Consider the following 10,846-nt stretch of genomic DNA (forward strand, 5'->3'; position numbering starts at 1 on the left):
GCTCTTATTTTAACTCGATGTTTTCTTTCAGCATTCAATAGTTTAATTTTTTCAATGACCTTTGAATTAGGTTTCCACAGCTGAAGATCCATATAGTTTTTCAATAAAAATTGAGCGATGCGTTCACTATCAATTTTATCATTTTTACCTCTAACTAATCCCATACTTCTTTTCAAATGCAAAGGATTGATTACATAAACAGTAAAAGAAAAATGGACTAAAACACTATAAAGTATAGCATTAAATCGACCTGTATTTTCCATTCCAATCAAAATTTCTTGTTTTTTATCAAACTGTTTGAAAAAAACTTTGATTGCTTTTTCTGTATTAGGAATGTTATCAAAACGATTCACTCCATTTTCTTGAATGCAGATGTCTAAAGTTAATTTACTCACATCAATTCCGATAATAATTTTTTCCATAAATTTGAATTTAATGAGAAGAGAAACTTATCAATAACTCGATTCCTTACTAATGGGTTATAAGCCCGAATTTCTATTTGAGAATTTGATAAGAAAGAGTTGAGTCTTAATCAGAATATGAGATTATATAGCTCTGAACTCGTTATAGTGTACTCAAACTCTTTTCTTTTCTTTTTATACTACAATTTAAGATTTTCAAATCTAAAGGAACTCGTTTCAGAACCGCATACTTAGTCTTAGTCTTAGTCTCATTCACATCGTAAAATACATATATCTGAAACCTCAAAAACTACTAATCGGCTCATAATTCACACTTTTTTGAACCAATTAATCAAAATAATCGGCTCATCGTTAAATGAAATAAAAAAATAAATTGGGATTACCTTATTGAAGAAAATCTTTCAAGCTTACTTAAAAAACATAAAAACTTTATTTACAATAAATTATAAATAAAATTAAAAATTATAGACATAAAAAAAGCACCTTTTTAAAGGTGCTTTTGTGGTCCCACTTGGGCTCGAACCAAGGACTTGCTGATTATGAGTCAGCTACTCTAACCAACTGAGTTATAGGACCCAGAGTAAAAGATCAATTTCTTTTCTCGTGGGTGCAAATATATAAAATCTAAAACATAAAAAACAAGTTAAAAATAAAAGAATTTTGATATTTTTTACAACAAATTCAATTACAATATAATAATAGTGTAAATTTTTATATAATATTTACAATCCTTAATTTGATTAAAATGAAATAAATTATGGTTTATTAACATTATACTTTATTAAACATAATTGACCTATCGAAAAATATGTTCTCTTTCCATTCTGATAACAGCAAATCTGAATTAATGATTCTTCATTTTTATTGAGTTTATTCTTTCAATTATAAACCAACAAAATCTGTATTTGACTCATAATTATACGTTTTAAAAGTCAAATCTATTTTATAAGATTGTTGATTTTTCTTAATTAGAATTGGGCTAAGAAAAATGGTGAAAAATAGTGAATTTAAAATGTATTATTGATATTAATAAACTTTTTGCTGACGATTTACATATATTTCTGATCTAAAATCTAAAGAAAATATCGATTTATTCACTTACAATTTTGAGTTTAATCAATTATAAAAATTGACCGCTTTGAATATTTATATTTAACGACAAAATGCACCTTACAGAAGGATTTTTAGAATTAATTTATTTAAAACGGTAATTATTAAAAATCAACCAATTTAACCTAAAAATAATTGACATAACATATTGATTATTTTTAGCAGAAGTTTTTTGATTAAAACTTTAAAAACTCAGATTCAATTTTATCAATTACTTTTTCAGGAATATCTTGTTCTTTAGATAGAATTCTGAATTGATTTGTAGAGTTTATAACTTCATCAATAATTCCGTTAGCGTCTTTAATTGTAAATAATTCAGCTATTTTCATTAAATCATCTCGATTAATCTCAGTCCTTTTTCCATTAATAGACATCGCTCTTGAAATTCTTAGGTAGTTTTTTAAAGCGTCTAATGGATAAGTTAAATCATAGGCGGGAGCTAAATTCCAACGATCTTTATCAGCATCATAAATGAATGAGAAATTCTTTAAATGGTCATCGATATTGAAAAAGACAAGATTAAAAACCAGTCGTTTAAACAATTGCTGAATGTTTTTGTGCGAAAGTTTTAAATCAAAAGCAAGTTTAAAAAGATTTTCATAAGTTGAGTTTTCAGGCTTTTTAAAATCCCATCCTGTCATTCCAGATGCAGTTAAAATATGCTGTTTTTTTCCATTTTGACGATCAAATCTTGATGTTGCAAAATGTTTATCATCAATCAACTTAGAAGGCATCATTTCAATTCCTATAGAAGTTGCAATTTGATAATAGATGTACTCTATTTTTTCTTTTGAATAGCCTTGATCTTCGTCTACAGAAAGTTTAATTAAATAATGATTGTATTTGTCTGATGTTTCTAAATCACCAGGAATTAGACGTCCTGTTTTTTTATGTTCTGAAACTAAAATTTTAGGGCGTGCGCCACCCGCTGAAGTTCCAATTTTAAAGATGTTCAGTAAAGCGATATCACTTAATCCTTTTTCTTCTGTTGAAGTTTTTAAATCGAGCACTTTCTTTACTACTTCCGTTATTTCTTCTACATCAATACTCTGATTTGATTTAATTTCTTTCGCAGGTGAAAATTCTAAAGCTCCCATTCCTCTTTTCCCAACATATGTTAGTTGTTCTAAAGGAGTAATAGCATTCATTTCTTTTTGAGTTGCTTCTAACCATTCTTTAAAGACAATATTACCGAAAAAATCAGGTAAAGAATCAGCAATCATAGGAGGTAAACCACGAAATGTTTCTCCCTCAAATTCAGAAAATACTTGTACGTTAGGCGTTCTGCGAATAACGTAAGGAAATATCTTTTTGTAGTTATTACTTTCCAAAAAATCAGGATTGTATTGGAATGATGATTTTCTTTGGTTTTCGTCGTAACCTATTTTACCGATTTCAATTTCTTGAAAATTTATCGAAATGATTTGATTCTTTGCCATAGTTAATACATGGATTGATTATTTTCTAAACTTTCAATTTTATCAGAAATAAATTGATTGATCGATTTCATTTCATCAAAATACTGTAACACTTTCAAAAGAGTTTCTAGTGTAGGATTATCTCCATTTTCAAGTTTAGCAATTGTTAAGCGAGAAAGAGCTAGTTCATCAGCTAATTCTTGTTGTGTTAAATTTTCTGCTTTGCGCATTTTTTTACACCACTCACCAATTGTGTTTTTTACATCTTTTATTGTCGTGAAATCTAACATATAATGTATATTATAATAATCAAATATACTAAAATATAAACTTAATATATATTTTAGTAAACATTATTTACTAAATGGTAAACTTAATTTTATAACTCTATCATCAACTCTTTTATAAAACCATTATCTTTTTCATCAATATATTCATGAGGATTACAGATAATTTCAGTATCACCAATCTTGTATCTGCAAGGTGTATGAATATGTCCATGAATCCAATACATTGGTTGATATTCTATAATAAAATCTTCTAAATTTGAAGCATAAGCAGACGTAACAGGATCAGAAATATACTCTTTTGGAACTGATTTTATACTCGGTGCATGATGTGTAATAACAATGTTTTTCAGACCAATTGAATCTTTTAGACTTTGCTCAAGCCATGCAATAGACTTATTATGAATTTGATAAACATCAATGGTTCTCATTTTTGAATAAGACGGATCACGTTTAATATATTTGTAATCATTCATTTGACTTTGACAAATCATCCCATATTTCATTGGATCTCCAAAAATTGAAAAATCAGTCCATAATGTACATCCATGAAAACGAATCCCTTCGATATCAATAAAATCATTTTCTAAAACTGTAATATTAGTACCTAATGTAGTGTGTAATCTTCCCTAAAAAACGGAACGTTTAAAAATAAATGTATTATCAATATCATTAGTTTTCCAAGGCTTAAAATCAATTCTATTAGCAGTAGATAAATTATCAACTCCTTTTTCAAATTGAAAACTTTTAATATTAGAATTAAAATTTCTATAAAAAAAGAATGTAAAATAATATATAGATGGTATAATTAAAATAAAAGAGAATATTACTAAAGTTAAAATTACTAATGGAGAAAGATTTGGTTGAGTAAGTATTAAAGATGATATTATTAAAGGAAAATATAACAACATTAAGAAACGTTGAATATTATTTTTGGACAATATTCTTATTCTATATAAATCTTCTGCTACAGTAAAATATTTATCAATTATTCCTAAGATCATTTTAGATTAGTTTTGAATTATTTTTATAAATATACTAAAAATGCAATCAAATGAAAATTATAACTATCTTTGAATCAGATAATTTGTTGTACAAATGTTGTACTTATAGATTAAAATGAAGTCAAAAAAAAGACGCTTACACAACTGTAAACGTCTGATTTTCAATAAAGTGGTCCCACTTGGGCTCGAACCAAGGACTTGCTGATTATGAGTCAGCTACTCTAACCAACTGAGTTATAGGACCAGAGAATTAAGCAATAAAAAGGAAGCTATCACCTAATTCGTTTGCAATATTAAAGCTATTTTTTTGAACTTCAAAATTATTTTACATCTTCGCAAAGCTCTACCAATACGCCATTTGTTGTTTTAGGGTGTAAAAAAACAATACGTTTATTATCTGCTCCCAATTTTGGCGTTTCGTTAATAAAAGTAAACCCTTGATTTTTAAGACGCTCTATTTCGAGTTCGATATCATCTACTCCAAAAGCAATATGGTGAATTCCTTCGCGATTTTTTTCTAAATATTTTTCAATAGCACTATCATTTTTTTCAGAACCGACCAATTCGATCTTCGATTCGCCTACTTCAAAAAAAGAGGTTCTCACACCTTCCGACTCCACTGCTTCTTCTTTGTACGGTGCTTTTCCTAATAATTTTTCGAACAATTCATTCGATAATCCCAAATCTTTTACGGCAATCCCTAAATGTTCTATTTTCATGTGTGTTGTTTTGCGTAAAGATAAACTTTTCTAAAATTTTTTATTTAAAATTTAAAGAGTTTGTTGTAATATTGAACTATGAGTTTTTATGAAGATGGGAGTCAATATCTCCGCAAAGGTCAGTATAGAAAAGCGATTGATTATTTTACATTATCGATTAAGCGTCAAATAGAAGTGGCAAATTCATATTTCGGTCGTGGATTGAGCCAATATTATATGAAACAAAATACAGATGCAATCAAGGATTTTGATAAAGCAATTGAATTAGATGATAAAAATCCAAACTTCTATTTCTACAGAGGAATGGCAAATTTCAATCAATATAATCCAACAAAAGCAGCTGAGAATTTTGATAAAGTGATCGAGATTGATCCGGCAAGTTTTGTAGCTTATCATCAAAAAGGTTATGTATTGATGAATTTGAACAAATACGATGAGGCGATCGAATGTTTCAATAAAGCTTTAGAAATTAATCCAGATTACGAATCATGTTACCACAATCGTGCATTTTGTTACGATCAATTACAACAATTGGATAAAGCAATCGAAGATTATTCGAAAGTAATCGAAATGAAACCACATTTCTTGTCGTATTACAACAGAGGAAATACTTATTTTGTTTTGAACGATTTAGAAAATGCATTGAACGATTTTAATCAATCAATCGAGTTAAATCCAAATCATTTCTTATCATACTACAACAAAGGCGCAATCTTAGAAAAATTTGAGAAACAAGCCGAAGCTGTAGAGGAATACAAAAAAGCATTGCAGTTGAATCCTGAATTTTATTTAGCTGCCGAAAGATTAGCACAATTAGAAAATCAACAATAAAACATAGAAATCGTTTCGAATTGGAACGATTTTTTTTTTATGTCTTTTTATTTCTTATCGTAAATCAATGTTAGACCATGCGTTGTGTTGTTACTTTGCCTTAAAATTAATCTAATATGCAAGTACAAATCGCCGTTTATGGTAAAAACAAAGAAATTGTAGACACGTTAAAACGCGTGATCAACAAAAATGAAAACTGGAAAGCATTTTGTACCTGCTCACAAGAAGAATTGAAAGGATACGTATCAACAAACAACGTCCAAATAATATTATACAGTAGTGGAATTGGTGCTTCGGAGGTAGAGAAAATGGAGGAATGGATAAGCACTTATTTCCCTACGATAAAGCAAATCCATCATTATGGTGGCGGAAGTGGTTTGTTGAAGTGCGAAATTGATGGCGCTTTGGCTGGAATAAAACCTATTAGCAAAGCAAAAATCAATGTTATCCTTTAACATTTTAAGAGAAAAAAGCTTTTCAGTTGTAGATGAAAAGCTCTTTTTTTTACATATCTTTTATAATCCAATAATCTCGGGAAATCCCAACATCATTGCGATTAACTTCTATTTCGTCGCAAAAATCTAAAAATAATTCGTCCAAAGTTTTATCAATTTTTGGTGTAGAACCGAACAATTTCGTTAGAATGGGATTGGTTTCATGCTCTAATAACTTCCCTGTAAACTGCTGAATGTTATTTTCTTTAATTCCAATAAATGTACTTGGCGCAAAAACCATCACCTCATCCGCATCAATCACCAAAAATGTTTTTGATTTTTTGATTAACTGAATCGATTTCTTTTTTTCTTCATCCGTTCCAACTTCTAGACTTTCTAAAAACAACTCGACGTTATCAAAAACTTCTTCCTTATCTTGAACAAATTCCATCTTATAAATTTTAGCAAAATTAAAGTTTTTTTTCTGATTGTCCACTTTTATTCATGTTTCCTATTTTCATTTCAATAGAAAAGTCTTCATCTATTTATGCAAAACTGAAATAAACTCAACTTGACATTATTGTCATTCTAAACCTGTCGAAGAATCTCAGATTATTCTAAACTACTTCAGTCATCTTCAACTCGATTCAAGATCACAACAAAAATATTTCCTTGAGAAAAATGTAGTTGAGTAAAAAAACTAATCTTCTTTCAATAGAATTTCGACTTCTAAATATTCGTGGTAATTTTTGACAAAATCATGGTCAAAATCAATGTCTTCTAAGCGCATTTGAATCCCTTTTTTATCAACATCAATATAATCTAAAATCGTTTGAACATTATAAATTTCAAGATTATGAAACGTCGGATACAACGTAATTTGCTTCAAGGTAAGTGCCATAATAAAGCAATTGATTCCATTAAAATTAACCCCGATATCAGCGAAATTCTTATAAAAAGCAATCAAATTTGTTTTGAGCTGAAGATTATAATTAAAACTTCTCAATTTGAAGTTTTTCAAGACCAATCGATTTGTCGTTTTCAAGACAATTTCTTCAGTAATCTGAAGGTTTTTACTCAATAATTCTAAAAGTTGTTTATCCTCAACCAATTGATACAAAATATTCAAATATCGTTTAGCTTCTTCAAAATCAAACAATTCTAAACTCACTAAAATCGATAAGAAAAGAAAACGTTGATTGGTAGGATACACAATTTCAATTTCTTTCAAATACTTTTGCGCTTCATCAAATTTCAATTTATGAATATAATATTCGGCAATGTAGAAATTCGCAGCATACAAGTAATAATCTTCCTTTTTTGCTTCTAAAAGATACAAAATCGATTCTTCGTTGAAGTTTAAATTGCGCTGAACAACTCCTTTCAGAAAAAGTGCTTTTTTATCTTTTGGATATTCGTGTAGCAACTGATTTAATAAATCTTGTGCCTTAATTAATTGCTGAATTGGATTGTGAATAAACGAAAAACTTTTCCAAATAGGATATTGATTCTCATCCATTTCATCATCAAAAATCAAGAAAAAAATATCATTAAAAAGTTTATTGTAATCCACAGTATAAGTTTTTTAGTAGTGCTAAAATTAAGCTATTTTTAGGTAAAATACACGAACAAAATAAAAAATAGGTCGGTTCTAAAACTGTTGTCTTTTTACTTTTCCACTTTCAGTTCGAGAAAATGTAGGAATGAAAATAATTTCTTTTGGAACTTGATATTTGGTTAAATCTGCCAAAGAAAAATCCAAGCTCCTCTGCTCTCCTTCCACAACTAAAATTAATTTCTGACCTAATAATTCATCCGTTTTTGAAGTGATATAAAAATCAGAATCAATGAACGGTTTCAGCTTATTTTCTATTTGTTCTGGAAATAATTTTATTCCACCCGAATTAATCACATTATCCGCTCTACCAATCCAGTTAAATTTTCGTGTATCAATCAATTCAACCACATCATTCGTTACAACTTGCAATCCATCATAAGGCGTATCAATCACCAAACAACCTCGCTCATCTTGTGAAATCGTTACCTCATCAAACGCTTCAAAAACTTGTTCTGCATTAGGATATTTTTGATTCGCAACTTGTTTAAACGCAATATGTGTAATCGTCTCCGTCATTGCATATGTTTCGTAGACTTCGTTCTCAAAAGCAAACAATTCTTGTTTCACTTTCTCCGAAAGAGGCGCTCCTCCGATAATTAACTTTTGACATCTTGAAACAAAATCTAACGAATTTTCAACTTGCATAGGCGTTAACGCAACAAAATCAATAGAGGTAAAATTTTGTGAAATTCCACTATTAATTTCATTCAAAGAAATATGAGAAGTTGGTTGCATACAAATCAATTTCAATCCGATTTCTACTGCACGAACCAACATCAATTTTCCAGCAATATAAGTAACAGGCATCACCAATAAAGCCGAATTTCCTTTCTCTAAATGCAAATATTTTCCCGTCATATTCGCACTTTTTCGCATATTTTTTTTGGTTAAAATAATCTCTTTCGGAGTTCCAGTAGACCCCGAAGTATGCGCAATCATCACCTCAGAATCAGAAAACCATTCAACCAAAAAATCTTTTACGGATTGTTCAAATTCGTTGGTAACTTCAATAGCGTTGACATCAAAATTAGGTTGAGAAAAATCTAAATACAACATTCTATTTATGATAACTTACACCTGCATTAATTTCGATATCCAACACATTATTCGCTGGCGGAATGGGACAATTGTAATGTTTGCTATATGCACAATATGGATTATACACTTGATTAAAATCCAACGTAATTTCATTGGCTGTTGTACCTAAATCCTTTGTACTCAAATCCAAATAACGTCCACCTCCATAAGACGTCACGCCGTTTGTTTCGTCCATAAAAGGTAAAAACAAACTGTCTGCATATTTCTCCATAATTGGTGAAGATTGATAAACCGTCAGCGTTTGTTCAACATTATCCAACATGAACGTTACCGTTCCGTATTCTTTGTAATTTTTGATTTTTTTCGCAGAAGTAGGAAACGGAATCACCTTTCCATCTTTGATTGGCGTAAATTTCGCTTTCACTATATATTTTTCGCTGATCGGAAAAAATGTAATGCCTTTGAAATTCGTTTTTTCTTCGTCTACCAATGGCGTCGTTTTAAGATCAGTATAAAAAGTCGCCAATTCGGTTTGATATTTTTGAATTGCAACTAAATCAATTGTTTTTTTTGTCGTTTGACAACTCATTAAAACGATTGTTGCAAAAAATGCGATAATTACTTTATTCATGCTAATTTGTTTCGAAATAAATATTCTCCTCTTAATTCTAATCGACTTGGGAAATTGTTTGTAAACAAACCTCCTGTGCCCAATCCTTGTGGCATTTCTGGATATAAAATCGCTGTCCATTGTGCAATAGCATTTAAGCCTATATTACTTTCCAATGCTGATGTTATCCAAAACGGAATTTCGTATGTATCTGCTGCATTAATCCATTCCAACGAACCTCTAATTCCCCCAACCAAACTTGGTTTTAGAATAATATATTGCGGTTTGATTTTTTCTAACAATTCGAATTTATCCTCTTGATGAACAATTCCAATTAATTCTTCGTCCAACGCAATTGGTGTCGGTGTTGTAGCACACAATTCCGTCATCAAATCGATTTGTCCAGCTTTGATAGGTTGTTCAATCGAATGTATTTTTAAATCAGCCAATTGTTGCAAGACCACTTTTGCTTCTTCAAACGTAAAACCTCCGTTCGCATCTACTCTTAATTCTAATTGATCCGCAGAAAAATCTTGTCTTAATTGTTGAATAATCTTATGCTCATTTTCCCAATCAACACCGATTTTCAACTTGATACAGTTGAAACCAATCGCTAATTTTTCTTTGATTTGTTCGCGCATAAAATCAATCGAACCCATCCAAATTAAACCATTAGTTTGAATACCTTTATCACCTGTCGAAAAAGCTGATTCATACAAATCAGGATTCAATTTATCTGTATAATTTTCGTTGTAACGATTCGCAAACATACTCTGAAAAGCCTGCTCTACTCCAAACTGAATCGAAGGCCATTCGCGCAATTCACGCCACAATTCATCAACTCCTAAGTCAATATTGTCACAAACCCATTGCAATTTTTCTTCATAATCAGGGCGGTCATCAAAACTCAACCCTTTAAACAATCCACATTCACCAACATATTCTTTTCCATCTTCTTCTAATGTAAAAAGATACGTCAATTTCTCTGTCAAAACGCCGCGCGAAGTACCGCTTGGATTTTTGAATTTCAAAAAATAAGGTTCAAAACTTGCTTTCATACTTCAAATTTAAACAATGCTTTTTAGAAAAATATTGATTTAAATTAATTTTTCATTAAATCGAAACTCAATCGTTCACAATTTATCAATTAAACTATTTTTTTTTAATCTCATTTTTATTTTATTACTTTATTTCTCAAAGTGATTTCAATAAATAGTTAGTTATGAATACAAAAATGCACCTTAAATAATCTTTAATTTTTGGAATAATTGGTCTAATAACAATAGCGTCCTAAATAAATTTAGGGCATAAAATATCCACCCACTTTAGTAGGATACAAGCTATAGTTGGACAAA

13 protein-coding genes, 2 tRNA genes and 1 pseudogene are annotated in these 10,846 nt (G+C 29.7%); 2 read left to right on the forward strand and 14 right to left on the reverse strand.

Annotated features, from left to right (window positions below; genetic code table 11):
• From HXZ69_RS14490 to mce, 9 genes and pseudogenes are all read right to left on the reverse strand, one after another.
• Positions 1 to 422: IS110 family transposase (locus tag HXZ69_RS14490; protein WP_286496388.1), on the reverse strand; the 422-nt coding region annotated here is incomplete at its 3' end.
• A gap of 502 nt (positions 423 to 924) precedes the next feature.
• A tRNA-Ile gene (locus HXZ69_RS14495) sits at positions 925 to 998 on the reverse strand.
• 179 nt (positions 999 to 1,177) lie between these two features.
• Positions 1,178 to 1,288 (reverse strand): annotated as a pseudogene (locus HXZ69_RS15350) (hypothetical protein); the annotation flags it as partial.
• 420 nt (positions 1,289 to 1,708) lie between these two features.
• Positions 1,709 to 2,971: a type II toxin-antitoxin system HipA family toxin gene (locus HXZ69_RS14500; protein ID WP_125350088.1), complete on the reverse strand. Its 1,263-nt coding sequence runs from the start codon at positions 2,969 to 2,971 to the stop codon at positions 1,709 to 1,711.
• A gap of 2 nt (positions 2,972 to 2,973) precedes the next feature.
• On the reverse strand, positions 2,974 to 3,240 hold the full coding sequence (locus HXZ69_RS14505; RefSeq protein WP_125350089.1) for a helix-turn-helix transcriptional regulator: 267 nt from the start codon (positions 3,238 to 3,240) through the stop codon (positions 2,974 to 2,976).
• 89 nt (positions 3,241 to 3,329) lie between these two features.
• Positions 3,330 to 3,731, reverse strand: coding sequence for a metallophosphoesterase family protein (locus HXZ69_RS14510; RefSeq protein ID WP_185144183.1), 402 nt, complete (start codon positions 3,729 to 3,731; stop codon positions 3,330 to 3,332).
• A gap of 135 nt (positions 3,732 to 3,866) precedes the next feature.
• Positions 3,867 to 4,241: a hypothetical protein gene (locus HXZ69_RS14515; protein WP_125350090.1), complete on the reverse strand. Its 375-nt coding sequence runs from the start codon at positions 4,239 to 4,241 to the stop codon at positions 3,867 to 3,869.
• 170 nt (positions 4,242 to 4,411) lie between these two features.
• A tRNA-Ile gene (locus tag HXZ69_RS14520) sits at positions 4,412 to 4,485 on the reverse strand.
• A 76-nt stretch (positions 4,486 to 4,561) separates the two neighbouring features.
• Positions 4,562 to 4,960 (reverse strand): methylmalonyl-CoA epimerase, encoded by a 399-nt coding sequence (mce, locus tag HXZ69_RS14525; RefSeq protein WP_219034454.1) that lies wholly within the window; start codon positions 4,958 to 4,960, stop codon positions 4,562 to 4,564.
• A gap of 78 nt (positions 4,961 to 5,038) precedes the next feature.
• Here mce and HXZ69_RS14530 point away from each other — a divergent pair, with 78 nt between their 5' ends.
• Both HXZ69_RS14530 and HXZ69_RS14535 read left to right on the forward strand, forming a co-directional pair.
• Entirely contained in the window at positions 5,039 to 5,791 is a 753-nt protein-coding gene (locus HXZ69_RS14530; RefSeq protein ID WP_038337013.1) for a tetratricopeptide repeat protein, read from the forward strand.
• 116 nt (positions 5,792 to 5,907) lie between these two features.
• The gene (locus HXZ69_RS14535; RefSeq protein ID WP_286496389.1) at positions 5,908 to 6,246 is read left to right on the forward strand and encodes a hypothetical protein; all 339 of its coding nucleotides are present in this window, start codon (positions 5,908 to 5,910) and stop codon (positions 6,244 to 6,246) included.
• A gap of 49 nt (positions 6,247 to 6,295) precedes the next feature.
• Here the strand turns inward: HXZ69_RS14535 and HXZ69_RS14540 are convergent, their stop codons facing one another.
• The 5 genes from HXZ69_RS14540 to HXZ69_RS14560 all read right to left on the reverse strand — a co-directional run bounded on the left by HXZ69_RS14540 (position 6,296) and on the right by HXZ69_RS14560 (position 10,549).
• Positions 6,296 to 6,676, reverse strand: a complete 381-nt coding sequence (locus HXZ69_RS14540; RefSeq protein WP_280038239.1) for a hypothetical protein — start codon at positions 6,674 to 6,676, stop codon at positions 6,296 to 6,298.
• A gap of 249 nt (positions 6,677 to 6,925) precedes the next feature.
• The gene (locus HXZ69_RS14545; protein WP_286496390.1) at positions 6,926 to 7,798 is read right to left on the reverse strand and encodes a tetratricopeptide repeat protein; all 873 of its coding nucleotides are present in this window, start codon (positions 7,796 to 7,798) and stop codon (positions 6,926 to 6,928) included.
• A 78-nt stretch (positions 7,799 to 7,876) separates the two neighbouring features.
• Positions 7,877 to 8,899, reverse strand: coding sequence for an AMP-binding protein (locus tag HXZ69_RS14550; protein WP_286496391.1), 1,023 nt, complete (start codon positions 8,897 to 8,899; stop codon positions 7,877 to 7,879).
• A 1-nt stretch (position 8,900) separates the two neighbouring features.
• Complete coding sequence (locus HXZ69_RS14555) at positions 8,901 to 9,512, reverse strand: DUF1684 domain-containing protein (RefSeq protein ID WP_221855293.1); 612 nt, start codon at positions 9,510 to 9,512, stop codon at positions 8,901 to 8,903.
• Complete coding sequence (locus tag HXZ69_RS14560; protein ID WP_286496392.1) at positions 9,509 to 10,549, reverse strand: o-succinylbenzoate synthase; 1,041 nt, start codon at positions 10,547 to 10,549, stop codon at positions 9,509 to 9,511. The genes HXZ69_RS14555 and HXZ69_RS14560 overlap by 4 nt, the downstream gene beginning before the upstream one ends.
• Positions 10,550 to 10,846 lie beyond the last annotated feature (297 nt).

Source organism: Empedobacter sp. R132-2, assembly GCF_030324375.1.
GTDB lineage: Bacteria > Bacteroidota > Bacteroidia > Flavobacteriales > Weeksellaceae > Empedobacter > Empedobacter falsenii_B.

Bases quoted from the DNA above. Each gene is read 5' to 3' on its own strand.
- HXZ69_RS14500 (WP_125350088.1), bottom strand. From the start codon at position 2,971: ATGGCAAAGAATCAAATCATTTCGATAAATTTTCAAGAAATTGAAATC.
- HXZ69_RS14505 (WP_125350089.1), bottom strand. From the start codon at position 3,240: ATGTTAGATTTCACGACAATAAAAGATGTAAAAAACACAATTGGTGAG.
- HXZ69_RS14510 (WP_185144183.1), bottom strand. From the start codon at position 3,731: ATGATTTGTCAAAGTCAAATGAATGATTACAAATATATTAAACGTGAT.
- HXZ69_RS14515 (WP_125350090.1), bottom strand. From the start codon at position 4,241: ATGATCTTAGGAATAATTGATAAATATTTTACTGTAGCAGAAGATTTA.
- mce (WP_219034454.1), bottom strand. From the start codon at position 4,960: ATGAAAATAGAACATTTAGGGATTGCCGTAAAAGATTTGGGATTATCG.
- HXZ69_RS14530 (WP_038337013.1), top strand. From the start codon at position 5,039: ATGAGTTTTTATGAAGATGGGAGTCAATATCTCCGCAAAGGTCAGTAT.
- HXZ69_RS14535 (WP_286496389.1), top strand. From the start codon at position 5,908: ATGCAAGTACAAATCGCCGTTTATGGTAAAAACAAAGAAATTGTAGAC.
- HXZ69_RS14540 (WP_280038239.1), bottom strand. From the start codon at position 6,676: ATGGAATTTGTTCAAGATAAGGAAGAAGTTTTTGATAACGTCGAGTTG.
- HXZ69_RS14550 (WP_286496391.1), bottom strand. From the start codon at position 8,899: ATGTTGTATTTAGATTTTTCTCAACCTAATTTTGATGTCAACGCTATT.
- HXZ69_RS14555 (WP_221855293.1), bottom strand. From the start codon at position 9,512: ATGAATAAAGTAATTATCGCATTTTTTGCAACAATCGTTTTAATGAGT.
- HXZ69_RS14560 (WP_286496392.1), bottom strand. From the start codon at position 10,549: ATGAAAGCAAGTTTTGAACCTTATTTTTTGAAATTCAAAAATCCAAGC.